Consider the following 26,238-nt stretch of genomic DNA (forward strand, 5'->3'; position numbering starts at 1 on the left):
TGATGTTGCAAATGTACTACACTTCTTTCACAATTACATTATGGTGTACGCAGTTATGCTTTCATTAGTTTCATCTTTATTAGATGAATACATACGCCCGCTTTACTGCACGAGCCAGTTCCATGCTTCATCGAGCTGGTCCTTCTCAAAATGTCTGGAGTCAATTCCAGGCAGATAACTGCTAAGCTCCGTCAATGTATCGAGCCATTTTTTTTCGCTTACCACCGCAATTTTATTGAATTGCTTCCAGCGCTTTGCATCAAATTTGATTCCGCTCGTCATCCCCTTTACGGTAGATCCGTCTATATCCTGAATAATGGCAAGGATATTGAATGCTTCATCTTCGCTGAACCGCTCTTTCACATGACGATCCAATCTCTGTGCATCGTCCTGTGTCGCTGTGCCGCTAAATTCAACAACAACCGTGGATTCCTCCCTGCTTGGATGTATCAATAACATGTGAACGCTCCTTTCCTACTTTCATTAGTCTCTCTATAATGAATTCCTCTATTTTCTATCTGTAAAACAAACCGTTTTTTCCCTTACTTGAAATTGGACAAATTCGGGTAATAACAGTAGGAACACACTTATATACGTTGTGGTCATAAATATAAACGGGACTTGAGGAGGACATGTGATGCAGTGGAGGGGAAGACGGGGAAGCTCAAATGTTGAAGATCGAAGGGGTAGAGGAGGAAGAACGCTCGTCGGTGGCGGAATTGGCGGTATCGTCATCTTACTGATCATTACGTTACTTGGGGGCAATCCAGCCGACCTTTTAAACAATATAGCGACTACAGGCTCCGAGACTCCTGTTGCTTATGAGGAAACCAAACAGGAAAAGGAGCTTGCGGAATTCGTCTCTGTCGTTCTTGCCGATACAGAGGATGTGTGGACTGAAGTTTTCAAGAAGGAGGGCTTGGTCTATAAGAAGCCAACCCTTGTGCTATATACAGGCAGCGTTCAGTCCGCCTGTGGGACAGCCGGTTCATCCGTTGGACCCTTTTATTGTCCGGGCGATCAAAAGCTGTACATTGACCTGAGCTTTTACGATGAACTGCAGCGCAAGTTTCAGGCTCCCGGAGACTTTGCGATGGCGTATGTAATCGCACATGAAGTCGGACACCATGTGCAAACTCTTTTAGGAACGAGCGAAAAGCTCGCCGCCAATCGGCAGCGGCTGACACAGGAACAGTACAATCAATATTCAGTCCGCTTTGAGCTGCAGGCTGATTACTTAGCCGGTGTATGGGCGCATCACGCGCAGGGAATGAACGTGCTTGAAGAAGGGGATCTTGAAGAGGCTCTGACAGCGGCAAGCGCCGTTGGGGATGATACGATTCAGAAGAAGGCACAGGGATATGTGGTGCCAGAGAGTTTTACCCATGGAATGTCCGAGCAGAGGAAGCGTTGGTTCTATAAAGGCTTCCAATCCGGTACGCTGCAGAATGGCGACACGTTTAATGCGAAGGATTTATAAAAGGGACACAGACTTTCCTGAATACAAAAAAGACCAGCTCACTCGGGCTGGTCTTTACTTATTTCGTATAAAATTCTCCACGCTATGTATGGTGGAGGCGGTGGGAATCGAACCCACGTCCGAAGACTCCGATCACATAAGCTTCTCCGAGCGCAGTTACCTGTGATTGATTCGCCTACCAGGCTGCCAGGTAACCCACTACCTGCTAGGCTAGTCTGATTGATCTCTTCCCTCAGCTCCAGACGGAAGCTTTAGGCGTAGTCCACTAAAGGGTGAGTCTTATTCCCGCCACATGGACGATGGAGAGATAAGACCGCTACTGCTTATTAGGCAGCTAAAGCGAAGTTGTTTTGTTCTTTAGCGTTTATATTTACGCTTGCGTTGTTTACGGAATCGCAACCCACCGGCTCGCTACTCATGCTCGAACCATCCCCGTCGAATCCAGAACGCCCCCATGATAGAAGGGTCGCTCTTGGGAAAAGAGCATTCATAACTTCGTTGTTATGAAGTTGTATCCTTAGTATAGCATATCTGCAGCGCCCATGCAACATGTGTGCCAGATAAAGCACCCTGTTTTTACCTGTTCCGGTCGCGCAGGGCACGCTGTACTTCACGCTGCGCATCACGCTTTTTGATCGAGTCGCGCTTGTCATAATTCTTCTTGCCCTTGGCCAGACCGATTTCCACTTTACAGAAGCCGCCCTTCAAATACATACGCAGCGGCACAAGGGCATACCCCTGTACTTTCGTCTGTCCAAGAAGCTTATTGATCTCTCCTCGATGCAGCAGCAATTTGCGGACCCGTACCGGATCATGGTTATACCGATTTCCCTGCTCATATTCATTGATATGCACATTATAAAGCCAGGCTTCTCCGTTGCGAATGCCCGCATATCCTTCCTTCAAATTCACTCGTCCCTGGCGAATGGATTTGATTTCCGTTCCGGTAAGCACAATACCGGCTTCATACGTCTCTTCGATGAAATAATCGTGGCGCGCTTTTTTGTTTTGTGCTACTACTTTGATTCCTTCTTTGCTCATCGCCTAAACTTCCTCCGCCAACGTTTTCTTGTATTTATACATAGTACCACAAAGCGCATTACTTTAAAAAGCTATTGAGTACTACAAGCGATACAAGATTGGGTCATATAAAAAATTCCGGGGATGCCTCCGCCGGAATTTTTCTTTTACGCGTTTATTTTTTCTTTTTCTTCTTTTTCACTGATTTCGGTACGCTGTTTTTCTTGTTTTTCTTTTTCTCAACCGCATCCATCCAGAAAGGGTTGTCCTTGCCCTTTGCTGGCTTTCCTTTGCCGCGGTGCTTGCGCTCGCTTTTCTCTGCCGGAATCACCTTCGCTTTGCGACCTTCACCGCCACGACTTGCGGTCTTGTTGCTTCGCTTAAGTCCAACCACTTCAAAATCAATCGTATGATCATCCACATTAACATTAACGACTTTGACGCGAATCTCATCCCCAATACGGAACATCCGCCCCGTTCGCTGGCCGATCAGCGCATACTGCTTCTCATGGAAATCATAATAGTCGTCAGTCAGATAGCTAATGTGAACCATGCCTTCGATTGTATTCGGAAGCTCTACGAACATGCCGAATGAAGCGACGCTGCTGACGAGGCCGTCAAACTCTTCATCCATATGCTGCAGCATATATTCAGCCTTCTTCAGATCATCGGTCTCACGTTCTGCATCTACCGCATTGCGTTCACGCTCGGATGATTGCTGGGCCACCTCAGGCATCCGGGCATTCCATTCCTCTATACGCTCCGGCGTAAATCCGCCTTTCTTCAGCGACTCACGAATCATACGATGTACAATTAAGTCCGGATAACGGCGAATCGGGGATGTGAAGTGTGTATAGAATTCTGCCGCCAAGCCGAAATGCCCTTGGTTTTCGGCTGCATATTTCGCCTGCTTCATCGAGCGCAGCATTACTTTGGAGATGACCGTCTCCTCCGGCGTATCCTTCGCCTGCTCGAGCAGCGTTTGCAGTGTGCGCGGATGAATGTCCGTCGCTTTGCCCCGCACGAAGTAGCCGAAGTTCGTAACAAACTCAAGAAACGTCTGTAGACGATCACCATCGGGGTCTTCATGAATCCGGTAAATAAACGGCACATTCATCCAGTGAAAATGCTCGGCCACCGTTTCATTGGCTTTCAGCATAAACTCTTCAATCATCCGCTCAGCAATGGTACGGTCACGCATGCGCACTTCCGTCGGATGCCCTTCCGGGTCAACCATAATTTTGGCTTCGCCGAAATCAAAGTCGATCGCGCCCCGCTCCATACGAAATCCACGTAGGCGAAGCGCTAGGTCCTTCATCGCCTCAAAATGCGGAATTAGATCAGCATAACGTTCCTTTAAGGCAGCGTCGTCCTCTTCAAGAATTTTGTATACATCCGAATACGTCATCCGCTCATTTGTGCGAATCACACTTTCATAAATATCGTGCTTAACCACATTGCCCTCATCATCAATCTCCATATCACACGTCAGTGTTAGACGATCAACTTTTGGATTCAAGCTGCAGATGCCGTTTGAGAGACGGTGGGGAAGCATAGGAATGACGCGATCCACCAAATACACACTGGTCCCCCGACGAAACGCTTCTACATCCAACTCAGAGCCTTCCGTAACATAATAGCTTACATCGGCAATGTGAACGCCCAACCGATAGTTGCCATTCTCAAGCGTCTCGATGGACACGGCATCATCTAAGTCCTTGGCGTCCGCGCCATCAATGGTAACCATGACCCGCTCACGAAGGTCACGTCGTCCCTCCATTTCCTTTTCGTTAATTGTATCAGGCACAGCTTCCGCTTCATGCATGACTTCCTCTGGGAATGTCTCCGGCAGGCCGTATTTGCGAATGATGGATAGGATATCGACGCCCGGATCATTTTTATGCCCTAGAATCTCCACGACCCGGCCTTCTGGATTTCCTCTTCCTGTCTCTGGATACCGCGTGATTTCTACAACAACCTTGTGTCCATCCACCGCTCCTAATGATGCGCCTTTTGGAATAAAAATATCTTTTGTAATACGCTTATCATCGGTCACAACAAAACCATAATGCTTCTCATCCTGGTACGTACCGACAACTGTATTATTGGCCCGCTCCACAATGCGCACGATCTCGCCCTCAAGCCGCGGACCTTTGGCATTCTGATTCAATCGTGCCAATACGATATCCCGGTTCATTGCACCGTTCATATCATTGGCATGAATATAAATGTCCGGCGTTCCCTCTTCATCCGGCAGAACAAAACCAAAGCCTTTGGCATGCGCCTGCAGGCGTCCTCGGATTAAGTTCATTTTCTCAGGGACACCATAACGGTTGGTACGCGTTCGGATAACCTGCCCTGTATCTTCAAGTTGATTCAATACTTTAATGAATGTCTTAAACGCTTCGGCACCTTCGATTTCAAATGCCTCTTCAAGTTCTTTTACTGTCATGGGACGACTTGCCTGTTCGCGCATGAAACGCAAAATATCAGCTTCTATTGCCACACCCGTCCTCTCCTTTACTCAAAATAAATAAAGTCTTTTATACCTTACCAAAGATCTTCTCCAAAAAATCAGCCGTATCTCGAAAAACATGCTCCCGTTCCTTATCCAGTGTAATAATATGGCCGGATTTATGGTAATGTTTGATTTCTTTATAGTGTGAACCAATATGGGAATAAATATAATCGCCGCTGTACGGCTCCACTGTCTCATCATGAGTAGACTGAATCACAAGCGCTGGGGTGGTCACGCGCCCCATCTCTTTCTTTACCACATTAATGAGCTGCCAAAGGCTTGCGATGCAGGCTACTGGGCTATGGTGATAAGGAAACAGCTCGGATTCAATATGGGAAGCCTTCGCCCCAGCACGAGGTATATAGGGCCGCACATAATGCATATACCGCGCCCAGCGGATGCGCTTATCCCGCACATCGACCGGCGCATTCAGCATGACAAGGGCGGAAGGATCACGATGATATGCAAGCCGCATCGTAAGCACTCCACCCATCGACAGACCGGCTACGGCAACTTTCTCGCAGCCTGTACGCTTTATAAAATCATACCCATCGACAGCACTCTGCCACCAATCAGGCCACCTTGTTTTCGCCATGTCCTCCGGCGTTGTTCCATGCCCGGCCAGCAGCGGGGCATACACCGTATAGCCAAGCTTATGAAAAAACCGGCCCATGAGCTGCATTTCAGCCGTACTGCCGGTAAACCCATGCAGCAAAAGCAAACCTAGACTGCCGCCCGAATAGAAAAATGTTTCCGGAGACCTCGGTTTAGCCTTCACGTTGCACCTCTCCTTCGACCTTCTTATATGAGGGGTCGAGAAAATCCTCAATCAATGCAAGCAATTGCTCCTGCTCGCAATCATGACAAATAATATGTTTGGATTCAGGAAGTATATGCAGATGTTTTTCGGCGGAACGAATCGTACGGTATATATGTTCTGCACTACGTGGCTCTACAAGGTCATCCTTCCCCCCCTGAATAATAAGTGTCGGCGTAGTAACCTGTGGAAGCTCTTGTTTTAATATTTTGACAAGATGACGGAAATGAATGACCGCTCGCGGCGGCGTCGTCTTTGCTTTATTTACATACCGCCGGTACGCTTCTTTGGCGTCAACAGTTGACGAGAAGTGTTTCTTAATAATCGTAGCTGCATCGGTAAACAATTGACGCGGATTAATATAGAACAGACTGGCACTCAGTAGCACCAGCTTATCAATGGGATAGCGTGCCGCCAGATGCGCAGCAATTAACCCACCCATGGAGAAACCAACGACATAGATACGCTCACAGGTGAGCAGCATATCCTTTAGCACATCTTCAGCTGACCGCACCCAATCCTGCCATGTTACCTGTTTGAGGGGCAGATTATGTCCCTCGTGCCCAGCGAGTATCGGCATTTCAATCCGCCAGCCGCGGTCGGCAAACCTCTGGGCAATCGGTTCAACTTCATATGGACTTCCGGTAAAACCATGAATCAACAAGCAGCCGATCATACACATCGTCCTCTCTTCAAGGGTAAAGAAAAACAGCAAGTGCTTCACTTGCTGTTTCCGTTCTTTTATAGATTCTCAATATGTGGGCTGTCTTAACGCAGGAAGTATGCGACAGCAATGGATATGACCATAAACAATACCGCGAGAATAATCGTCAATTTATTCAACAGGGCATCAATACCCCGAGCCTTTGCTTTCCCCATAATCTGTTCAGCTCCGCCCGAAATTGCTCCGGAAAGACCCGCGCTTTTACCGGATTGGAGCAGTACAACTCCGATAAGCAAAATTGAAACAATTACAAGTACGATCTTTAAAAATATTGCCATACGTATTCCTCCCCAAAACGGAGCGATCCATTTTTAGTATTTGCCACCTATTAATGTACCACAAAGAGGAAGCAGCTTCAAGATTGTCCTTCTTTTTGTTCCCGACAGCTTTTACAGATACCCTCAAGCGTAACTCTGGATTCGACGGGAGAATACTCTGATTCTACCTCAGGCTTAAGTCGGAGTGAAATCATGTCCGGCTCGATATCGACTAACTTATCACAGGCTATACAGTGAAAATGATGATGGGATTCTTCCGTAATCTCGAAGCGGGAGCGTTCATCCTGATAGTGCTCATGCACAACACCAAGCTCCTTCAATGACTTCAAGGTATTATATACTGTCGTAAATGACAGGGTCGGAAAATCATCCTGCATGAACTGATAAATCTCTTCAGCTGTCGGATGATCTAGGCGCATCAATACATTAATGATGGCCAGCCGCTGTACAGTTACACGACCGCCGCGTTCTTTGATCCGGGCAATGGCCGTATCGATAATGTTTCCGTTCATTGTCCGCCCCTCCTTTACTTTTTATTATAATATACTATCTGTAGAAAATCATTACAAATAGAAAGAATATCAACAAAGACAAAGCACTCTGTATACCCTCTATCCTTCCCCTTACCCAAAACCTTTTATAATATAAAAAGCGGCCGTGGACTTTTCCACGACCGCTTTACTTCAAAAGTTACCCGGTTATTTATTTTACATTGTAAAATGCGGAACGACCTGCATATTTGCTGATGTATGCAAGCTCATCTTCAATGCGAAGAAGCTGATTGTATTTTGCTACCCGATCTGTACGAGATGGAGCGCCGGTTTTAATTTGACCTGCGTTCGTCGCCACAGCAATATCGGCAATGATGGAGTCTTCTGTCTCACCGGAACGATGCGAGATAACTGCTGTATAACCCGCACGCTTTGCCATTTCAATCGCATCGAACGTCTCTGTCAATGTACCAATTTGATTTACTTTAATGAGAATGGAGTTCGCTGTTCCTTGCTCAATCCCTTGGGAGAGACGTGTTGTATTCGTTACAAACAGGTCGTCACCCACCAATTGTACGCGGTCACCAATACGCTGTGTCAGCTTGTTCCAGCCTTCCCAGTCATCCTCAGCCAGACCGTCTTCGATGGAGATGATCGGATATTTGTTTACCAGCATCTCTAGATAGTCAATCATCTCGTCAGTTGTCTTCGTAATACCTTCACCAGCCAGTTCATACTTACCGTCTTTATATACTTCCGTAGAAGCTACATCAAGCGCGAGCATAATATCCTCGCCTGACTTATAGCCTGCTTTTTCAATTGCTTCAATGATTGTTTGCAGCGCTTCTTCATTTGAAGCGAGATTCGGAGCGAAGCCGCCTTCGTCGCCTACTGCCGTGTTTAATCCTTTTTCTTTCAGTACGGCTTTGAGATTGTGGAATACTTCGGCACCCATGCGCAGCGCATGAGCGAAGCTTTCTGCGCCAACCGGCATAACCATGAACTCCTGAATGTCCACATTGTTATCTGCATGCGCGCCACCGTTAAGGATATTCATCATCGGCGTTGGAAGTGTCTTGGCATTGAAGCCACCAAGGTATGCATACAGCGGAACACCAAGTGCTTCTGCAGCCGCGCGAGCCACCGCCATTGATACGCCCAGAATAGCATTGGCCCCTAGTTTTCCTTTGTTTTCAGTTCCATCAAGCTCAAGCAGCAACTGATCGATTCCTACTTGATCAAGTGCGTCGAAGCCTTCAAGTTCAGGTGCGATAATGTTGTTTACATTATCCACTGCTTTTAATACGCCTTTGCCCAAATATCGGCCTTTCTCACCATCACGAAGTTCTACGGCTTCATGTGCACCAGTGGAAGCGCCAGACGGCACCATTGCGCGGCCCATTGCACCGGATTCAAGGTATACTTCTACCTCTACCGTCGGATTCCCACGGGAATCTAATACTTCGCGTGCATAAATGTCAGAAATGATCGTCATATCTGTTCAGCTCCTTAGTAAGTATGTAAATAAAAGAGAGAGGGGTAAAAAAGACTTTTTAAGTCCCCCTTACCTTTCACCTCTTTATTCTTTCTAATACAATGGTGTTCCTGTCATTTCCTTCGGCTGTTCGATGCCGAGCAGCTTCAGAATGGTCGGTGAGATATCGGCAAGAATGCCGCCTTCGCGCAGCACCGCTCCCTGTTTGGTTAGAATGAACGGTACCGGATACGTACTGTGCGAGGTAATCGGATTCCCTTCATTATCAAGCATCAGGTCCGCATTCCCATGGTCGGCGGTTACAAGCGCTACCCCGCCTTTGGCTGTGATGGATTCAACTACTCTACCCATACATTCATCCACCGCTTCAACCGCTTTGATGGTCGGCTCCATCATACCTGAGTGGCCTACCATATCGCAGTTGGCAAAGTTTAAGATGATTACATCCTGGGTTTCCTGTTCGATTTCTTTTAACAAGGAATCCGTTACTTCATAAATACTCATCTCCGGCTGCAGGTCATACGTAGCAACTTTCGGCGAATTGATGAGAATCCGCGTCTCCCCTTCAAATTCGGCTTCACGACCGCCGCTAAAGAAGAACGTGACGTGCGGATACTTCTCCGTCTCTGCAATCCGAAGCTGACGCAGGTTATTCTGTGCCAGCACTTCACCTAATGTATTATCAAGATTTGCCGGCTTATATGCAACATATCCCTGCACGCTTTCACTGAATTTGGTCATGCAGACGAAGAAGATATTCTGCGGACATTTTTCACCGCGCTCAAAACCGCGGAAGTCCTCGTTCGTAAACACCTGTGAAAGCTGAATCGCGCGGTCGGGACGGAAGTTGAAGAAAATCACGCTATCATTGTCTTTGACGGTCGCTACAGGCTCACCATTGGCCTCCGTAATGACCGTAGGCATAACGAATTCATCATACACGCTGCGCTCATACGATTCACGTACAGCTTCAATCGGGTCGGTAAACTTCGGCCCTTCTCCATATACCATTGCGCGGTACGATTTCTCTGTACGCTCCCAACGCTTATCGCGGTCCATTGCATAATAACGGCCCTGCACCGTCGCAATGCGGCCAATACCGTATTCATTGATCTTCTCCTGCAATTCCTTAACATAACCAACTGCGCTGTCCGGAGCTACATCGCGTCCATCTAGGAACGCATGAATGTACACGCGATCTACATTCTCCTGCTTGGCTAACTGCAGCAGTGCAAATAAATGCTTGATATGGCTGTGTACACCGCCATCCGATAGCAGGCCGTACAGATGAAGCGCAGTATTGTTATCACGCGCATGGTGCACAGCTTTTAGCAGCGTCTCATTCTCAAAAAAGGCGCCTTCTTTAATTTCTTTTGACACACGGGTTAAGTCTTGATAGACAACACGTCCGGCGCCAAGATTCAAATGCCCCACTTCCGAGTTGCCCATCTGACCTTCAGGAAGTCCTACGGCCAAGCCGCTTGCACCAAGCAGCGTATGCGGGTAGCTGCTCCAGTATTTGTTGAAATTCGGCGTGTTGGCCTGTCTAATGGCGTTGCCGTATGTTTCTTCTCTATATCCAAATCCGTCCATAATAATGAGTGCTACTGGTTTGGGTCGATTCATGTTACTTCCTGCCTCCTACTGTACCCTCTAACAATTGAAGGAACGAATCCGGCGTCAGGCTTGCACCTCCAACGAGTGCGCCATCAATATCCGCCTGTTCCATGTATGTTCTAATATTGTCTGGCTTAACCGAACCGCCATATTGGATACGAACTTGGGCTGCTACCTGAGCATCAAAGGCGTCTTCCACCGTTCCGCGAATAAACGCAATGACATCCTGTGCATCTTCAGCCGAGGATGATTTGCCTGTTCCGATTGCCCAGATTGGTTCGTATGCAATAACAAGCTGCTTCGCCTGCTCACTTGCCAGACCTTCCACAGCACGCAGCACCTGATCACGTACCCATTCTTTTGTCTTCCCGCCTTCACGCTGCTCCAGATTCTCACCAACACATACGATCGGAATCAAGCCATGCGCGAATGCCGCTTTTGTCTTCTTATTAACCGTCTCATCCGTCTCCGCAAAATATTCGCGTCGTTCAGAGTGACCGATAATGACATATTCTACACCGAGACCTGTCAGCATGCTTGCGCTAATCTCCCCGGTATATGCGCCGGACTCTTCCCAGTGCATATTCTGTGCGCCAATGGCTATCGCCGGATACTCTTCTAGCTCCTGCACAAGCGCATCCAACGCAGTAAACGGCGCGCAGATTACCGTGTCCACTTTTTCTTCCGGAACAAGCGAACGGACAGCATGTGCGAATTCACGCGCTTCCGTCATTGTTTTATGCATTTTCCAGTTTCCCGCAATAATCGGTGTTCTCTGCATGCGTATGTCAGCTCCTTATTTGTCGGCCAGGACCGCCACACCTGGAAGTTCTTTACCTTCCATAAACTCAAGCGACGCTCCACCGCCTGTTGAAATATGTGTCATCTCGCTCGCTACGCCAGCTTTTTCTACTGCGGCTACGGAATCACCGCCGCCAATAATTGTTGTACCCCGTACTTCTTTTAGCGTACGTGCGATTGCATTCGTTCCTTCTGCGAACGCATCCATTTCAAATACGCCCATCGGACCGTTCCAGACGACCGTTTTTGAATCAAGAACTGCTTGTTTATATAATTCGATTGTTTTCGGTCCGATATCAAGCGCCTGCCATCCTTCTGGAATAGCGTCCACATCGACCGTTTTGGTCTGTGCATCAGCCGCGAACTTATCCGCCACCACAACATCAATCGGAATAAGGAAGTTAACGCCCTTCTGCTTGGCTATCTCCATGAATTCTTTGGCTAACTCCACCTTTTCTTCTTCAAGTAAAGAGCTGCCCACATCATAGCCTTTCGCTTTGATAAATGTATTAGATAGGCCACCGCCTACAATTAAATTATCCACTTTCTCCAATAAGTTTTCAATCACGCCAATCTTATCCTTCACTTTCGCACCGCCAATGATCGCTGTAAACGGTCGCTCCGGTTGAGAAATAGTGTGACCAAGGAATTCAATTTCCTTCTCCATTAGAAAACCGGCAACACCTTCAATATGAGCCGCAACACCCGCAGTCGAAGCATGCGCTCGGTGTGCTGTACCGAATGCATCGTTAACAAACAGATCGGCAAGCGAGGCAAACTGCTTGGCCAGCTCTTCATCATTTTTTTCCTCACCCGGATGAAAGCGTACGTTTTCAAGAAGCATCGCTTCGCCATCATGTAATTTCTCTGCTTCTTCTTTAACCGTCTCACTAAAGACTTCATCCACCTTCTTCACCGGCTGGCCAAGAAGTTGGGAAAGACGCTCCGCTACCGCGTTCAACCTCATCTCTTCTACCACTTTGCCCTTCGGACGGCCAAAATGGCTCGACATAATGACGCGCGCGCCATTCTGCATTAAATATTCAATGGTCGGCAGTGCCGCACGGATGCGCGTATCGTCGGTAATACGGCCTTCTTCCATCGGTACATTGAAATCGAAGCGGCAGAATACGCGTTTCCCTTTCACATCAACATCGCGAACAGACTTTTTGTTCATAGCAGATAATCCTCCCAATGTTTATGAAATTCAGAGGTGCGTGGCTCCTCTTCTTTCTTGTAGTATGATGTTCACAGAAAAAAGGGGAGAATACGCACTCGTTCCCTCCCCTTTTTTTATAATCGCTTTTATTTTAGCTTCTCTCAGCCTTTTTTTGCAACACAATTCATGTAATTAGCCACACTTTTTCTTGTTTACAGCCCTTTTTTGGCGACATAATTAATTAAATCTATCACACGATTTGAATAACCCCACTCATTATCGTACCAGGACACCACTTTTACCATGTTATCCTCAATCACCATCGTGGACAGCGCATCAATGGTCGAAGAATGCGGATCTCCGTTATAATCACGAGATACAAGCGGCTCTTCCGAATAGCCTAGAATGCCTTTCATCTCATTTTCCGATGCCTGCTTCAACGCCTGGTTAACTTCTTCTACAGATGCGTTTTTCTCCAGTTCTACCACCAGGTCAACAACCGATACGTTCGGGGTCGGCACACGCATGGCAAATCCGTTAAGCTTGCCTTTAAGCTCCGGCAGCACAAGCGATACGGCACGTGCCGCACCGGTTGACGTCGGAATGATCGACATGCCCGCTGCACGCGCACGGCGTAAATCTTTATGAGGCAGATCCAGAATCTGCTGGTCATTCGTATAGGCGTGTACCGTCGTCATCAGCCCACGGCGAATGCCAAACGTATCACTCAGCACTTTAGCGAATGGCGCCAAACAGTTCGTTGTGCAGGATGCATTGGAGATGACATGGTGATTGGCCGGATCATAATTTTCTTCGTTTACACCAAGCACAATCGTAATGTCTTCATTTTTCCCCGGAGCAGAAATGATCACTTTTTTGGCGCCTGCTTCAAGGTGCTTTGCTGCGTCTTCACGTTTTGTGAAGCGACCTGTCGATTCTACAACGACTTCTACACCCCACTCTTTCCACGGCAGGTTGGCCGGGTCACGTTCAGCGGATACCTTAATCGTGCGGTCACCAACAATAATCGAATCCCCATCTACTCGTACATCTTCATGATATGTGCCATGAACAGAATCGTATTTAAAAAGATGAGCCAGCGTGGCAGCGTCCGTCAAATCATTAATGCCTACCAATTCCACTTCCGGATTCTGCAGCGCAATCCGCGCCACGTTACGCCCAATACGTCCAAAACCATTAATCGCAATCTTTGTCATGATTCATCCTCCTCGTATATTTATAAAGCGTCCGAGTTGAACGCTTATTCTCTTTCATCCAATAAAGCAAACATCTCACGTACGGCTGCCTCGTCTGTAACCAGTACATAATTGCTTCGATTTCTTATATATGACAGGATTGCTTTGGCCTTACTCTTTCCACCTGCAACCGCCAGTACACAATCCAATGTCTGCACCTGCTCCATCTGCATTCCTACTGTGTTCATCCGGTATACCAATTCACCCGGGCCATTAAAATAATAGCCAAATACTTCAGATACCGCGTCATTCTCCTTTAGTATACGAACAATCTCCTCACTCAAACCGCGCCGCCGTGACATTTCTTCTGCGGCTCCAATTCCATGGATCAGTACTTTGGCATGATGAATCCGATCAAGTACACCGGAGATTCCCGGATCACGCTGAATATTGCGCAGCGTCTCTTCTTCTAAGATATCCGGGAGATGCAGTTGAAGATAGGAAGCTTCTAAATTACGAGCGAAACGAGCTGTTACCGTATTCGACTCCATATCAACCTCATCACCAAGCGCCCCACGAGCCGGAACCAGTGTTACATTCTTTGCTGTAGAAGAAGGCTGTACATACTGTGCCATACGAGCTACTGAACTTCCGCCCGCTATCGCAATGACGAACCCATCCTCTATGATGCGTGCAAACTCTCCTGCGGCCTGCCGCGCCATATCATCCTTCGTCCATTCACTTTCATCCGTATTTCCAGGAACAATAATGACTTTTTGCACAAAAAGACGGCGGGCCGCCTCCGATTCCAGTTGACGTATACCTCCTACCTCTTTCCAGAAAGGATGAAACGATTCGATCATATTTTCCCCATCTGAAGTCACAAACATCCCGGCACGGTTAGCATCAATCAATCGCTGCTCCCGTAAAAATTCAACTTCTCGCCGAATCACTCTTTCTGTACTCTGCATCACATCAGCCAGCGCGCGCCGCCCCACAGGTTGAAGCAGGCGAATCTGCCGGAGGACTTTATATCGATTCTCCATTACGGCAATGACTTCAGGCGCCATGCGCTGAAGCAGGGAAGCCCAGTTGGATTCCGTCAAGATGCTCACCTTTCTTGGGACAAAATAAGTCCCTATGAGATATTTTACGTCCCATTCATTGTATTAAAAATGCCTGCGTAAAACACAGGCATCGCTTTGTCGTTTTTATTATAACAAGGTTTTCCTCTTTATTCAAGCTCACTCCATCGAGCGAATCTCCAGCTCACGTCGCAGCCATAGCTCTGTCATCTTTGAGACAAACACTTTTTCTTCATCAATATACACAACAGGAATCAATTGACCATATGCTTCTTCCAATTCCGGATCTTGTGCGATGTCTTTCATGGTAAGCTCAATCGGATAATCTCGCGCAACACGTTCAACCTTTTCTTTTGCTTTGTTGCACAATCCGCATCCTTCCCTTGTATAAATGATGATGCGAAATGGCTGTTGGTGCAAATTCATGTATGCTCTCCCTTTATTATATAAATATCCTTTTTATGGAATATATTTAACGTCACTTCAATAGACAGATAATTTTAATTAAAAGCGCTTACGTTTGGAGGAAGAATCGATGTTCATTTCCTCTCTGTATTTCGCCACGGTTCTTCGGGAAATCTCAATTCCTTCTTTAACTAATGTATCTGTAATCTTTTGATCAGAAAGCGGCTTTTTCTTATCTTCGCCATCTACCATTGCTTTAATCTTTTCTTTGATATTCAATACGGAGGAGGCTTCCCCTCCATCTGCCCGCCCAAGACCTGTTGTAAAGAAGTACTTGAGTTCAAATAATCCTCGCGGTGTCTGTACATACTTGTTGCTGGTCGCCCGACTGATCGTCGACTCATGCAGGCCTACCTTCTCGGCAATATCACGGAGCGTCATCGGCTTGAGGCCTGCTGTGCCTTTCTCAAAAAAGCTTTGCTGCTCCTCTACAATCGCCTGCGTAACCTTATACAGCGTCATGCGCCGCTGTTCAATGCTGCGAATAAGCCAGAGTGCGGAATTAAGCTTATCTTGAATATAACGCTGAGCCATATCCGCTTCATCTTTCTTCAACATTTGTTGATAGAAACGATTGATCGTCAGATTCGGCATGCTGCTCTCATTCACCATCACCACATACTCGCTCTCCACCTTCTCAACGGTTACATCCGGAACGATGTAGCGGGGAGCTCCTTGTGCGAATTCTGCACCTGGACGTGGATTAAGCGTACGCAGGTGATCAGCCGCCTGCTGCACTTCTTGCGGTGTAGCGCCTAGAGATGAGGCGATCTTCTGATAACGCTTCTCTGCTAGATCTTCAAGATGATATTCCACAATGGCAACCGCTAAGGTATACTCTTCCGGTTCATCTTTTAGTTGGAGCAAGAGACATTCCCCAAGCGAGCGAGCACCCACTCCCACCGGCTCCAATGTTTGTAGAAGCCAAATCATTTCTTCGATCGTCTGGATATCCGTATTTAAGATATCTGCCGCTTCGATTTCTGAAATTGTAAGGTAACCGTTTTCATTTAAGTTTCCAATAAGGAAGTTTAGAATGCGTCTCTCAAGCGGCGTAACATTTTTGAGCATGGATACTTGCTCAAGCAGATGTTCCTCTAGTGTAGTGCTGCCTGCTGAGATAAAGTTGAAAGGATCATAATCCTGAGCAGGTGCGCTGCTGCGCTGGTAATACGTATCATCTCCCGTTGCATTGGCACGCACATAGTCTTTCCAATCAATATCTGCTTGCTTATTCGTTTCCTTCTGCATCGTCAATTCTGCTGGCGTCATCTCCCGGTTCTTCTCTGTTAAATCAAGAATCGGATTCTCATTGGCCTGTTGTCGTAAGAAATCGAGCAAATCGACAGCGGAGTATTGGAGAATGGTTATTGCCTGTCGCAATTCAGGTGTCATCACTAACTTCAATGTCTGCTGCTGATATAAACCGAACCCCATTTGCATCGGGCATCACCTTCTTTTCTACGAACTTTTTCTCTTTTTCAATATTATATAACAATTCGCAATAAATTTCTCTAGCAAAAATCCTGCCAATCAAAAAAAATAAGGCATAGGATTTATTTCCTCTCTTTGTTTTTTTCCATTGCAGGACTTTAGCATCTTATTCATCACATAACATTTTTCATAAAAAAAGAGAAGTATTTTCCAATTAAACTCTTTACTCAACCAAAAGAAAAGGCAGAAGCCGTCTTTGGGCTTCTGCCTTTTCACTGTTGTTTATCTATGGTGTTCATCATTTCGATTAAATTCTGTCTCTACGCTCTGTTGCTTCATTGATACGGCGGGCTGCACGATCCTTCACTTCGCCGTACTCTTCTTGTATTTTACCTTTGGTTTTATCAACATTACCTTCTAGACGCGTACTTTCATCATCTGTCATTTCGCCCCACTGCTTTTTTGCTTCTCCCTTAACCTGATTCCATTTTCCCTTAAGTTTGTCGTCATTCATAGCTGTATCGCTCCTTTATTGAAGTTCGTATGGATGATTCTTCAGGTACCTGATGGAGATATATTACCTCTTACATAGTGGGTTGAAACGAACGATTCCTAGCACAAGGATGTTCACATCCCTCCTGCTGACATGCCATCATCTGCTCGAGACTGCATTCAAGGTGACTAACGGAACGCTTGGCGAAAACGATCGGTACATTCCGCTTTTTAGCATCAGCTTTTACTCGTTTGGCTAAGTTATGGTTTATGTAATCCGTAAATACAATGACACCCCTGACCAGCTGCGGCAGTGTATAGTTCTGGTCCTTCTTCTTTCTTCCTGAAACATGAATAAGCTTTCCTTCTAGCTTCTCTTCCAACAAAGCATTGATGTTCCCCAATCGGTCTGCTCCGATCACTACGTAGGCCATAGCATGTCCCTCCTTGTCTACAGTTTCCCTATAATTTGTTGCTCTTATCATACCCTATATGATAAAGATTATCAATATCATTTACCGCTTTTTCTTATAATTCCCCACAATCTTCATAATTAATTAAAAAAGCGGACGCATCCCTCGCTGCCCGCCTTTTGACTCTACTATTATAAATTCTCTTTAAAAAATCTTACGCTACTATCCAGCGCTTCGAGAAACTCCTTCGTGTCTTCTTTGTGCGGATGTACCATATTAAACGTATGTCCTGCATCTTCCACCCAATATAGTTCAGCCCGCCTCGCATGTTCCTTTAAGCTCTCTGCACCCTTGACTAACCGTGCAAAGTCTTCTCTTCCCTGTACGATCAATAGCGGTATCGTAAGCTCTGCTACACAATTCAGCAGGTCGTATTGGCGTGCATTCACATCCATATCATCAAACACGACTTTTTCAATCGGCATCTTCTGTCCGGTTCTTCCGTTTACCACATATCCGGCGCCCTCTTCCTCTGCTTGCTTGCGCACATCAGCACCGAAAATATCCACATGTGCAATACCATTCCATGTTACAATTGCCCGCACATTTTCAGGGTAGGAGGAAGCATACAGAATCGCATCTCCACCGCCCTTGCTATGACCTATAATGCCGATACGCTCCGCATCCATCCGGTCATACAGCGGCAGTTGACCATGCTTAATCTGCTGAATAATGAAATCAATATCTCCTAGTTCCTGCTGGTACGTATTACGTCCGAACTTCTCAAGCTCAGTAAAGTTTTCTACATCCTCTCCTATACCGTTACCTGAGAAGTTAAATGTAATTGCCGCGTAGCCTTTTTCGGCAAAATACTCACCCATACGGGGGAACATTCCCCAGTCTTTGAATCCTTTAAAACCATGACATATTAGTACGATGGGCTTTCGGCTATAATCCTGTGCATCATCCTTGATAAAAATATCGCCGCGAATCATCAAGCCTTCTTCTCTTGTCAGTGCAAACGATTGTTTCAAGAAAATCCCCTCGCATCCGTTGGTAGTTTAAGCGAAATGATCCGGAGCAATTTCAGGGTCATTATAAGAAGGAGGCGTACTTATTTTATGAATATCAAGCACATGCCGATTGTAAACAATGAGCTGCCGTCCTTCTTCGTATGTTTCAAATACGAATGCCCGGTTTTTTAACGTATATAGAATGCAGCCTGCTGCGCATACTACTTCTCCGTCCAGGTCGCTGTATGTTAATTGTACCATTTTTCCGATATATTCATCATATTGCATCATTGTTAAGACCCCTTTCACGCTGATAAATAGATAGCTATGCGAAATTTTATTTATTATCACACATTTTTTCTGTTCATGTTTCCTTTTCGACAAAGGTTCTAGCAAAGTCACATGAGTCGACAAAGCTTCCCTCCTAAGACTAACGTCCAGCCAAAAGGGAGATAGAACGGAAAAATGCCGAAAGTTACGTTTATGATGATTAATTTATGGGAAAAAAGCATATAACTGAAAAGAGTATAGTACACTGCTTTTCATTTGACCTTTATTGACCTTTGGTGTACTATAAAGATACATATACGAGAGGAGGAAATATTAGTGAACTTAATTCCTACAGTTATCGAACAAACGAATCGCGGTGAAAGAGCATACGATATCTATTCTCGTCTGTTAAAGGATCGGATTATTTTTCTCGGTACGGGAATCAATGATCAAGTAGCGAACAGCGTGGTAGCGCAACTTCTGTTCTTGGCTGCCGAAGATCCGGATAAAGATATTAGCGTCTACATCAATAGCCCAGGTGGTTCCATTACCGCAGGCATGGCAATCTATGATACCATGCAATTCATTAAGCCGGACGTATCAACCATTTGTGTAGGTATGGCCGCTTCAATGGGCGCCTTCCTCCTAACGGCCGGCGCGCCCGGAAAACGTTATGCGCTTCCGAACAGTGAAGTTATGATTCACCAACCACTTGGTGGAGCGCAGGGGCAAGCGTCCGATATTCAGATCGCTGCTACCCGTATTCTTAAGATGCGCGACTCATTGAACCGCATCATCGCCGATCGTTCTGGCCAGCCGCTTGAGCGTGTTGAGAAGGATACGGATCGTGACTATTTCATGAGCGCAGCAGAGGCGAAAGAATATGGCCTGATTGACCGCGTTATTGAAAGCCTCGGCAAAAAAGATCCTGATATACTGTAATCAAAATGACAAACACAGAAGCCCTGCTCACCATCATGGTAAGCAGGGCTTCTCTTTGTTGTTACAAACTATTCTTCACGTTGTACCATTTGTGCAAGGCTTTGTACTGCTTCCTCTGCGTCGGAACCTTCGGCGCTGATCGTAATCTCAACACCGCTTCCGACAGCAAGGCTCATCACTCCCATGATGCTTTTCGCGTTTACCTTTTTATCGTCTCTTGCGATAAACACGTCCGCCGCATAACGATTGGCTTCTTGGACGAAAAAAGCAGCCGGCCGCGCCTGCAGCCCGGTTCTTAATTTAACAACAACGCTTTCCTGCGCGTGCATAGTATGCTTCCCCACCCTCTACAACTGAATTTGTTCCATTATAACATGATTATAGGGTTTAAACTTATGATTTTGCTTCATTTTCTCGTAATTTCGCCGCGATTTCATTAATTTTTCGTAAACGATGATTAATACCAGATTTGCTTACCTTTCCACTTGGTACCATCTCTCCTAGTTCACTTAGGTTCATATCCCGATACTGCAGCCTCAACTCGGCTACTTCCCGTAGACGGTCCGGCAGATTCGCAAGCCCTAACTGCCTATCGATGAGCATAATATTCTCAATCTGCTGCATCGCTGCGGCCACCGTCTTATTCAAGTTGGCCATATCGCAATTATTCAGCCGGTTCGCGGAGTTTTTCATTTCTTTAACAATCCGGACATCTTCAAAGAAGAATAGCGCCTGATGCGCACCGATGATCCGCAGGAACTCGGCAATCTTCTCACCTTCTTTAATATACATAATATGCCCTTTTTTTCGCTCAATACGCCGGGAGTTTAATCCAAAATAATTGGCCAACTCGACCAAATCTTCACAATGCTCCTGATGAGAGGAGAAGACCTCTAAGTGATAACTGGAGGCTTCCGGATGGTTCACCGAGCCGCCAGCAAGAAAAGCACCGCGTAAATAGGAGCGCTTGCAGCAATCATCAGCAATGATATCAGCCGAAATACCGTAATGAAATGACCCCTCCCGCATAATACCCAGCTCTTCTAAAATCTCCATCGCTTTCTGCGGAATACGGACAATATATACGTTATTTTTTTTCAGTCTCATCTTTTTACGGACAAGAAGCTCTGCATGTATCTGAAAAATTCGTTTCACAAGCGAATAAATGCGGCGTGCAATCGCCGCATTTTCCGTCGAAATATCCAATACGAAGCGCTTGCCGCCGAACTGCAGCGAGCCGTTCATGCGAATCAACGCTGTAAGCTCGGCTTTACTGCAGCAATCAGGCGCTTCTAGTTGAGTCAGCTCTTTCTTTGTTTGCGCAGCAAAAGACATGCCGCTACCACCTCATTCTTTCGCACCGATTAGACCCATGATAATATCGCTTAGCTTGGCAGCATCGTGGCGTAAGAACTGATCGTATACCAGCAAATTCTCGGCAATAATCTTATACCCTTTTGCCGTTAATCGTTCTGGTGAATAGGTGACTGGCTCCGATCCTTTCTCCGCATACAATGCCTTTACCTCATCGCTAATCTCACCATTGTTTACAATAATATATTCAAACAACGAATTGCCTACATGGTCATGAATCGCTTGAATATGATCCCATGCCGCATAGCCATCCGTCTCGCCCGGCTGTGTCATTACATTACAGATATATGCCTTTACTGCCTTGCTCTCCCGGATTGCTTCTACGATCCCAGGGACAAGCAGATTGGGCAGTACACTCGTATATAAGCTGCCCGGTCCAATGAGAATGACATCTGCATCTGCCAGTGCTTGAACGGCTTCAGCAAGCGGCTCTACACCTTCATCAATAAATACGCGCTTAATACGCTTACCGGCTTTTGGAATAATGGACTCTCCAGATACGATCATTCCATCCTGCATTTCCGCATGCAGGACAATGGAGTGGTTCGCTGCCGGAAGTACACGGCCGCGAACTGCAAGAACCTGACTTAGTTGTTCAATGGCTGCCACGAAGTCACCCTCACTGATCTCTGTGAGCGCAGCAATCAATAGATTGCCGATCGAATGGCCGGCAAGTCCGTTCCCCCCAATAAACCGGTGCTGAAGCAGGCTCTCTAAAAGCGGCTCCGTATCTGCAAGCGCAATCAACACATTCCGGACATCACCCGGTGGCGGCATCCTAAGTTCAGAACGCAGCCTTCCCGAGCTTCCGCCATCATCTGCTACCGTTACAATGGCTGTAATGTCAATCGGCTGTTTTTTTAAACCGCGTAGCAGAACAGATAACCCTGTCCCTCCCCCAATTACCACCACATGGGGTTTCTCTATTTTTCTTTTCATCTTACACCTCTATGAGCGACCTCTCTCAATATCCCGATGTGTTACACGAACATTGTATTGATCCTGGTAACGCTGACCTAAATACTCGGCAATAGCCACAGAACGATGCTTGCCTCCCGTACAACCAATGCCGATAACAAGCTGGGTTTTGCCCTCCTGCTGGTAATGCGGCAAGGTGAAATCAATAAAGTCCGCAAGCTTACCAAGGAATTCCTGCGAAACATCCCATTTAAATACATAATCGGAAACTTCACTATCTATTCCCGTTTTAGGTCGTAACGTTTCCACATAGTGCGGGTTAGGCAAAAAGCGAACATCGAAAACAAGATCCGCATCGATTGGAATACCAAATTTAAAACCAAATGATTGGACAATGACCGTTAAGTTCTGCCCCATCTGGCTAAAAACCTGGCTGATTTTTTCTTTCAATAAAACAGGCTTCAAATGCGTCGTATCAATCACTAAATTAGCAAGCCCTTTAAGCTCTTCAAGCAGTCGGCGCTCTGCCCGAATTCCATCAAGCGGAAGACCATCCGGTGCCAGTGGATGATTGCGGCGCGTTTCTTTATAGCGCTGTACTAAAGTCTGATCACTCGCATCAAGGAAAATAATCTGATACGTAATATTCTCCATCTCATGGACGCGTTCTAATGATTCAGCGAGCGAATCAAAAAACTCTCGGCCTCGCAGATCGATAACGAGCGCTACTTTATGAATACGTCCGCCGGATTGATCAATCAATTCCGCAAACTTCGGAATGAGAACCGGCGGCAGGTTATCTACACAAAAAAAGCCTAAATCCTCAAGCTTTTGGATGGCAACCGTCTTTCCTGCCCCGGACATGCCGGTAATAATCAGCAAGTTAATCTCATTCAGTTGTTTTTCCATTATTCTATTCACTTCCTACCCAAAAAGATATCCTTTACCGCAAACTGACTCTTTTCTTTATTAAAGCACATCCCTTCCCGCAATACAAAAAAGAAACGGCCTACGCACAAAAAAAAGAACGCAGACAGGTCCTGTCTGCGCCAATGTTTACTATTATAAAAGGGGTCAATTAATTACCTTTACTATACAGCTTCTACATTTCAACAATGTTACAGCGCTGTTAAAAGTTTATGACCTTTTACTGAGTAACCTTGGAACTTTCCTCCTGAATTTTTTCATTCAGTTCTTCTACATAATGCTGAGCAGACAGGGCTGCATCCGCACCGTCTCCTGTCGCCGTTACCACCTGACGGAGTGTTTTTTCCCGTACATCGCCGGCGGCAAAAATTCCGGCTACTCTTGTCGCCATACGCTCATCTGTTTCAATGTAGCCCGCTTGATTTGTAATGCCAAGATTTTTCACAGCATCTGTTAGCGGGTCCATCCCTACATAAATGAACGCGCCATCGGTCTTGAATTCTGATTCCTCTCCGGTTTTTCTGTTGCGGAGCAGTACAGATTTTACGACGCCATCCCCACGAATTTCTTTTACTTCCGTATCCCAAATAAACTCAATCTTTTCATTGTCAAATGCTCGCTTTTGCAGGATCTTCTGTGCACGAAGCTCATCGCGACGGTGGATTATCGTTACTTTTGTAGCAAAGCGTGTCAGAAATACGCCTTCTTCTACTGCAGAATCTCCTCCGCCTACGACAATAAGCTCTTTGCCGCGGAAAAATGCACCGTCACATACTGCGCAATAAGATACGCCGCGTCCGGAGAATTCCTTCTCACCCGGTACACCCAATTCACGATGTTCAGCGCCTGTCGTAATAATGACAGATTTCGCTTTGAATTCTTTGTCGCCTACTTTTACAGTTTTGTACGGATGACCGTCAACGATCTCTTTAATATCGCCATATTGGTATTGAGCACCGAATTTTTTAGCGTGCTCAAACATCTTCGTAGAAAGATCAGGACCAAGAATCGTCTCAAATCCAGGATAGTTCTCAATCTCTTCAGTATTCGCCATCTGTCCGCCTGGGATTCCGCGCTCAATCATTAGCGTACTCATATTGGCACGGGATGTATAGACAGCCGCCGTCATTCCAGCCGGACCGGCACCGGCAATGATTACGTCATAAATTTTTTCTTCGCTCATACTACTACCTCCTATGTCATACATATCTTTACCTCAAAAATGAGGGCTATACGCGAGGAATTTCCTTCATCGAATAATTTCGATTTAATGTCTTTATCATAAATCTAAATCGAAAAATTGTCTACCTTAACTATACACAAATATACCCCGGTATGTACCGGGGCTTTTTATTTTATTTATTTTTGTGAGCTTTACGAAAGAGAAGGCGGGCATACAGCAGCCAGCAGCTTATAATTACGCGACAGGGAAGCGATCGATACACCGTAGCGTGCCGCTACTTCTTCCTGCGTAACAGCATAATTGTGTCGTCTAGCAACCATATACTCTAGCGAAGCTGCCCATGCTTCCTGCTTGCGAATCATCGGAACGTTCGGATACACTTTTCCCAGATAATCCACCCAGAGTGCCTGTGCCTCCTGCTGTTCGATTACGTCATATCGCTCCTGCATATGGTTATTCAAGCATTCAGCCACCTGCTGCCATTTCTCCTGCCACACCGGCAGACTCGGATGCAGTTGAAAAGCAATCTTTCTGCGCCGCTCTTCAATAATCGCTTCATATGGTTCAGCAGCTCCCATCTTACGTAAAACAAAGATGGCAACCTTCTTTAAATAATCATCTTCTGCGGAGTTTAGAAGGAAGGAGCGCAATGCATCTTCTACTTCTTTATCCGCAATATGCTCAAACGCCTGAATTACTTGCAATTTGCTTTCCTTGTCTCCAAAACGAAGCGCCCACAATAGAGAAGAGCGAAGAAGCGGATTATTCTTCATCGCTTGATTGATTTCCATAGACGGATCTTCCATGAATTCAAATGAAAAACTATCTAATTGCGGAACTTGATAGTGATAAGAAGCTTTGGCAATCGCCTGCTCTCCTTCTCTATGCTGCTGAATTTGTTGCAGGTAATACGATGCTACATGCTCAGAAGGATCAAGTCGACTGACTTTATGCCATAGCGATTCGGCGGCTTCCCACCGCTGCGTGTTATATGCAGCTACCGCAGCATAATGCAGAATATATACATCACTTTGTCCGGCATGAAAGATCATTTTACGGAACAGAAAATATGCTGCTTCGTCTTCACCTAGAATCCCCAAGGTTGTAGCTAGCTTATATGCAAGATCGAAATGATACGGAATAATTTTCTTTAATACATGCAGCAGTTCATTCAACTCATCCTGCTGTTCTAAGTGAGAATAGAATACTGCAAGATTACATAAGCCATGAATATTAGTTGGATCTTCTTCTAATACGTGCTGTACTGTGTCCATGGCCTTCTCAAAACGTCCCATATAATAATAACAAAGCGCAAGATTATTACGGGCAGCAATAAAGTCAGGGCTCTCCTTCACTAATTTTTGCAGGAGGCGTGATGCCTCATTGAACTTGCCCTCTTCTAACATCCGGCGTGCGCGGTCATGCTGCAGGATCGTCTCTAGCTCCTCTTCATCCTCCGGAAGGCGAGGAATATCCTGAAGGTGAATTTCAATATAATCAAGCAAATCTTCTGCTTCTTCTGCGTAGATAGAGTCAGGCGCATTACGCAAATAACGTAGAATATGCTGCTCAGCTAATTCAAACTCCATCATGCTTGCATAATTACTGGCAAGATAAAAATGACATTCATCCAATGAAGGGTCGACCTCTTCAAGAACATGCCAGAGAAATCGATTTGATTCTTCATATTTGCCGAGTTCAGCCAGGACGCCGGCTACACTGCAATGATAATCCGGGTTATTTGGCTCAAGTTCAACCGCCTTACGCAAATAACGCAGCGCTTTTTGGAAATTGAGCTTATCGAGATAGCGCATGGCACGCTCGTAATAGAAGTCCGCATCCATCTGGATGGGAACAATTTTGCTCTTTTTTTTCGGCGCATATTGCTGCTTGGCCATATGTCCCTCCAATTTTTCCTTATTATTTAAGTATAGCATACTCAAGAGTGGGTTCTCTATAGAACAAGCACTGTAGGTCAACAACCAAAACATCTCTCATTATCTGTATGCAAAAAAACCGTTCCCTTGTTATGAAACGGCTTCATCTATCTTTTATATATAAGCAAAATATATAATGGTGAGCCATACTGGACTCGCGATGCACAGGATGTGCAAGCTTCCGTGTTG

The 26,238-nt window shown here is 46.0% G+C and carries 27 protein-coding genes and 1 other RNA gene; 2 read left to right on the top strand and 26 right to left on the bottom strand.

Annotated features, from left to right (window positions below; translation table 11 throughout):
- Positions 1–102 precede the first annotated feature (102 nt).
- Positions 103–459 (bottom strand): SpoIIAA family protein, encoded by a 357-nt coding sequence (locus AB3351_RS20420; RefSeq protein WP_371149011.1) that lies wholly within the window; start codon positions 457–459, stop codon positions 103–105.
- Between the two features lie 178 nt (positions 460–637).
- Here AB3351_RS20420 and ypfJ point away from each other — a divergent pair, with 178 nt between their 5' ends.
- Positions 638–1,480 carry a KPN_02809 family neutral zinc metallopeptidase gene (gene ypfJ / locus AB3351_RS20425; protein ID WP_371149012.1) on the top strand — a complete coding sequence of 281 codons (843 nt, stop codon included), beginning with the start codon at positions 638–640 and terminating at the stop codon, positions 1,478–1,480.
- Between the two features lie 89 nt (positions 1,481–1,569).
- On the opposite strand, the gene ssrA is transcribed toward ypfJ, so the two are convergent.
- From ssrA to AB3351_RS20520, 19 genes are all read right to left on the bottom strand, one after another.
- Positions 1,570–1,934, bottom strand: a transfer-messenger RNA (tmRNA) gene (gene ssrA, locus AB3351_RS20430).
- Positions 1,935–2,056: 122 nt separating this feature from the next.
- Positions 2,057–2,521 (bottom strand): SsrA-binding protein SmpB, encoded by a 465-nt coding sequence (gene smpB / locus AB3351_RS20435; RefSeq protein WP_371149013.1) that lies wholly within the window; start codon positions 2,519–2,521, stop codon positions 2,057–2,059.
- A gap of 154 nt (positions 2,522–2,675) precedes the next feature.
- Entirely contained in the window at positions 2,676–5,006 is a 2,331-nt protein-coding gene (gene rnr / locus AB3351_RS20440; RefSeq protein ID WP_371149014.1) for a ribonuclease R, read from the bottom strand.
- A 37-nt stretch (positions 5,007–5,043) separates the two neighbouring features.
- Positions 5,044–5,796 (bottom strand): alpha/beta hydrolase, encoded by a 753-nt coding sequence (locus tag AB3351_RS20445; RefSeq protein WP_371149015.1) that lies wholly within the window; start codon positions 5,794–5,796, stop codon positions 5,044–5,046.
- The gene (locus tag AB3351_RS20450; protein ID WP_371149016.1) at positions 5,786–6,559 is read right to left on the bottom strand and encodes an alpha/beta hydrolase; all 774 of its coding nucleotides are present in this window, start codon (positions 6,557–6,559) and stop codon (positions 5,786–5,788) included. The genes AB3351_RS20445 and AB3351_RS20450 overlap by 11 nt, the downstream gene beginning before the upstream one ends.
- 44 nt (positions 6,560–6,603) lie before the next feature.
- Positions 6,604–6,837: a preprotein translocase subunit SecG gene (gene secG, locus AB3351_RS20455; RefSeq protein WP_371149017.1), complete on the bottom strand. Its 234-nt coding sequence runs from the start codon at positions 6,835–6,837 to the stop codon at positions 6,604–6,606.
- A 77-nt stretch (positions 6,838–6,914) separates the two neighbouring features.
- The gene (locus AB3351_RS20460) at positions 6,915–7,349 is read right to left on the bottom strand and encodes a Fur family transcriptional regulator (RefSeq protein WP_371149018.1); all 435 of its coding nucleotides are present in this window, start codon (positions 7,347–7,349) and stop codon (positions 6,915–6,917) included.
- Positions 7,350–7,539: 190 nt separating this feature from the next.
- Positions 7,540–8,823 (bottom strand): phosphopyruvate hydratase, encoded by a 1,284-nt coding sequence (gene eno, locus AB3351_RS20465; RefSeq protein ID WP_371149019.1) that lies wholly within the window; start codon positions 8,821–8,823, stop codon positions 7,540–7,542.
- 93 nt (positions 8,824–8,916) lie between these two features.
- Positions 8,917–10,449 carry a 2,3-bisphosphoglycerate-independent phosphoglycerate mutase gene (gene gpmI / locus AB3351_RS20470; protein WP_371149020.1) on the bottom strand — a complete coding sequence of 511 codons (1,533 nt, stop codon included), beginning with the start codon at positions 10,447–10,449 and terminating at the stop codon, positions 8,917–8,919.
- A 1-nt stretch (position 10,450) separates the two neighbouring features.
- The gene (gene tpiA / locus AB3351_RS20475; protein WP_371149021.1) at positions 10,451–11,221 is read right to left on the bottom strand and encodes a triose-phosphate isomerase; all 771 of its coding nucleotides are present in this window, start codon (positions 11,219–11,221) and stop codon (positions 10,451–10,453) included.
- 15 nt (positions 11,222–11,236) lie between these two features.
- The gene (locus AB3351_RS20480) at positions 11,237–12,418 is read right to left on the bottom strand and encodes a phosphoglycerate kinase (RefSeq protein ID WP_371149022.1); all 1,182 of its coding nucleotides are present in this window, start codon (positions 12,416–12,418) and stop codon (positions 11,237–11,239) included.
- A gap of 194 nt (positions 12,419–12,612) precedes the next feature.
- Positions 12,613–13,620, bottom strand: a complete 1,008-nt coding sequence (gap, locus tag AB3351_RS20485; protein WP_371149040.1) for a type I glyceraldehyde-3-phosphate dehydrogenase — start codon at positions 13,618–13,620, stop codon at positions 12,613–12,615.
- Between the two features lie 41 nt (positions 13,621–13,661).
- Positions 13,662–14,702 (bottom strand): sugar-binding transcriptional regulator, encoded by a 1,041-nt coding sequence (locus tag AB3351_RS20490; RefSeq protein WP_371149023.1) that lies wholly within the window; start codon positions 14,700–14,702, stop codon positions 13,662–13,664.
- A gap of 138 nt (positions 14,703–14,840) precedes the next feature.
- Positions 14,841–15,107, bottom strand: a complete 267-nt coding sequence (locus AB3351_RS20495; RefSeq protein ID WP_371149024.1) for a glutaredoxin family protein — start codon at positions 15,105–15,107, stop codon at positions 14,841–14,843.
- Between the two features lie 78 nt (positions 15,108–15,185).
- Entirely contained in the window at positions 15,186–16,589 is a 1,404-nt protein-coding gene (gene rpoN, locus AB3351_RS20500) for an RNA polymerase factor sigma-54 (protein ID WP_371149025.1), read from the bottom strand.
- A gap of 298 nt (positions 16,590–16,887) precedes the next feature.
- Positions 16,888–17,094: a CsbD family protein gene (locus AB3351_RS20505; protein ID WP_371149026.1), complete on the bottom strand. Its 207-nt coding sequence runs from the start codon at positions 17,092–17,094 to the stop codon at positions 16,888–16,890.
- A 70-nt stretch (positions 17,095–17,164) separates the two neighbouring features.
- Positions 17,165–17,506, bottom strand: coding sequence for a DUF2325 domain-containing protein (locus AB3351_RS20510; protein ID WP_371149027.1), 342 nt, complete (start codon positions 17,504–17,506; stop codon positions 17,165–17,167).
- 170 nt (positions 17,507–17,676) lie between these two features.
- Positions 17,677–18,519 carry an alpha/beta hydrolase family protein gene (locus tag AB3351_RS20515; RefSeq protein ID WP_371149028.1) on the bottom strand — a complete coding sequence of 281 codons (843 nt, stop codon included), beginning with the start codon at positions 18,517–18,519 and terminating at the stop codon, positions 17,677–17,679.
- 27 nt (positions 18,520–18,546) lie between these two features.
- Positions 18,547–18,789, bottom strand: a complete 243-nt coding sequence (locus AB3351_RS20520; RefSeq protein ID WP_371149029.1) for a hypothetical protein — start codon at positions 18,787–18,789, stop codon at positions 18,547–18,549.
- A 315-nt stretch (positions 18,790–19,104) separates the two neighbouring features.
- Between AB3351_RS20520 and clpP the strand changes: the two genes are divergently transcribed.
- Positions 19,105–19,710, top strand: coding sequence for an ATP-dependent Clp endopeptidase proteolytic subunit ClpP (gene clpP, locus AB3351_RS20525; RefSeq protein ID WP_371149030.1), 606 nt, complete (start codon positions 19,105–19,107; stop codon positions 19,708–19,710).
- A 68-nt stretch (positions 19,711–19,778) separates the two neighbouring features.
- On the opposite strand, the gene AB3351_RS20530 is transcribed toward clpP, so the two are convergent.
- From AB3351_RS20530 to AB3351_RS20555, 6 genes are all read right to left on the bottom strand, one after another.
- The gene (locus AB3351_RS20530) at positions 19,779–20,039 is read right to left on the bottom strand and encodes an HPr family phosphocarrier protein (RefSeq protein WP_371149031.1); all 261 of its coding nucleotides are present in this window, start codon (positions 20,037–20,039) and stop codon (positions 19,779–19,781) included.
- 64 nt (positions 20,040–20,103) lie between these two features.
- Positions 20,104–21,045, bottom strand: coding sequence for a DNA-binding protein WhiA (gene whiA, locus AB3351_RS20535; protein WP_371149032.1), 942 nt, complete (start codon positions 21,043–21,045; stop codon positions 20,104–20,106).
- Positions 21,046–21,057: 12 nt separating this feature from the next.
- On the bottom strand, positions 21,058–22,023 hold the full coding sequence (locus tag AB3351_RS20540) for a gluconeogenesis factor YvcK family protein (RefSeq protein WP_371149033.1): 966 nt from the start codon (positions 22,021–22,023) through the stop codon (positions 21,058–21,060).
- 9 nt (positions 22,024–22,032) lie between these two features.
- Positions 22,033–22,911 carry an RNase adapter RapZ gene (gene rapZ, locus AB3351_RS20545; RefSeq protein WP_371149034.1) on the bottom strand — a complete coding sequence of 293 codons (879 nt, stop codon included), beginning with the start codon at positions 22,909–22,911 and terminating at the stop codon, positions 22,033–22,035.
- Positions 22,912–23,149: 238 nt separating this feature from the next.
- Positions 23,150–24,112, bottom strand: a complete 963-nt coding sequence (trxB, locus tag AB3351_RS20550; RefSeq protein ID WP_371149035.1) for a thioredoxin-disulfide reductase — start codon at positions 24,110–24,112, stop codon at positions 23,150–23,152.
- A gap of 191 nt (positions 24,113–24,303) precedes the next feature.
- Positions 24,304–26,010 carry a tetratricopeptide repeat protein gene (locus AB3351_RS20555; protein ID WP_371149036.1) on the bottom strand — a complete coding sequence of 569 codons (1,707 nt, stop codon included), beginning with the start codon at positions 26,008–26,010 and terminating at the stop codon, positions 24,304–24,306.
- Positions 26,011–26,238 lie beyond the last annotated feature (228 nt).

Source organism: Aneurinibacillus sp. REN35, from assembly GCF_041379945.2.
GTDB lineage: Bacteria > Bacillota > Bacilli > Aneurinibacillales > Aneurinibacillaceae > Aneurinibacillus.

Bases quoted from the DNA above. Each gene is read 5' to 3' on its own strand.
- AB3351_RS20420 (WP_371149011.1), bottom strand. From the start codon at position 459: ATGTTATTGATACATCCAAGCAGGGAGGAATCCACGGTTGTTGTTGAA.
- ypfJ (WP_371149012.1), top strand. From the start codon at position 638: ATGCAGTGGAGGGGAAGACGGGGAAGCTCAAATGTTGAAGATCGAAGG.
- smpB (WP_371149013.1), bottom strand. From the start codon at position 2,521: ATGAGCAAAGAAGGAATCAAAGTAGTAGCACAAAACAAAAAAGCGCGC.
- secG (WP_371149017.1), bottom strand. From the start codon at position 6,837: ATGGCAATATTTTTAAAGATCGTACTTGTAATTGTTTCAATTTTGCTT.
- AB3351_RS20460 (WP_371149018.1), bottom strand. From the start codon at position 7,349: ATGAACGGAAACATTATCGATACGGCCATTGCCCGGATCAAAGAACGC.
- eno (WP_371149019.1), bottom strand. From the start codon at position 8,823: ATGACGATCATTTCTGACATTTATGCACGCGAAGTATTAGATTCCCGT.
- gpmI (WP_371149020.1), bottom strand. From the start codon at position 10,449: ATGAATCGACCCAAACCAGTAGCACTCATTATTATGGACGGATTTGGA.
- tpiA (WP_371149021.1), bottom strand. From the start codon at position 11,221: ATGCAGAGAACACCGATTATTGCGGGAAACTGGAAAATGCATAAAACA.
- AB3351_RS20480 (WP_371149022.1), bottom strand. From the start codon at position 12,418: ATGAACAAAAAGTCTGTTCGCGATGTTGATGTGAAAGGGAAACGCGTA.
- AB3351_RS20495 (WP_371149024.1), bottom strand. From the start codon at position 15,107: ATGAATTTGCACCAACAGCCATTTCGCATCATCATTTATACAAGGGAA.
- rpoN (WP_371149025.1), bottom strand. From the start codon at position 16,589: ATGCAAATGGGGTTCGGTTTATATCAGCAGCAGACATTGAAGTTAGTG.
- AB3351_RS20505 (WP_371149026.1), bottom strand. From the start codon at position 17,094: ATGAATGACGACAAACTTAAGGGAAAATGGAATCAGGTTAAGGGAGAA.
- AB3351_RS20510 (WP_371149027.1), bottom strand. From the start codon at position 17,506: ATGGCCTACGTAGTGATCGGAGCAGACCGATTGGGGAACATCAATGCT.
- AB3351_RS20520 (WP_371149029.1), bottom strand. From the start codon at position 18,789: ATGATGCAATATGATGAATATATCGGAAAAATGGTACAATTAACATAC.
- AB3351_RS20530 (WP_371149031.1), bottom strand. From the start codon at position 20,039: ATGCACGCGCAGGAAAGCGTTGTTGTTAAATTAAGAACCGGGCTGCAG.
- whiA (WP_371149032.1), bottom strand. From the start codon at position 21,045: ATGTCTTTTGCTGCGCAAACAAAGAAAGAGCTGACTCAACTAGAAGCG.
- AB3351_RS20540 (WP_371149033.1), bottom strand. From the start codon at position 22,023: ATGAAAAGAAAAATAGAGAAACCCCATGTGGTGGTAATTGGGGGAGGG.
- rapZ (WP_371149034.1), bottom strand. From the start codon at position 22,911: ATGGAAAAACAACTGAATGAGATTAACTTGCTGATTATTACCGGCATG.
- trxB (WP_371149035.1), bottom strand. From the start codon at position 24,112: ATGAGCGAAGAAAAAATTTATGACGTAATCATTGCCGGTGCCGGTCCG.
- AB3351_RS20555 (WP_371149036.1), bottom strand. From the start codon at position 26,010: ATGGCCAAGCAGCAATATGCGCCGAAAAAAAAGAGCAAAATTGTTCCC.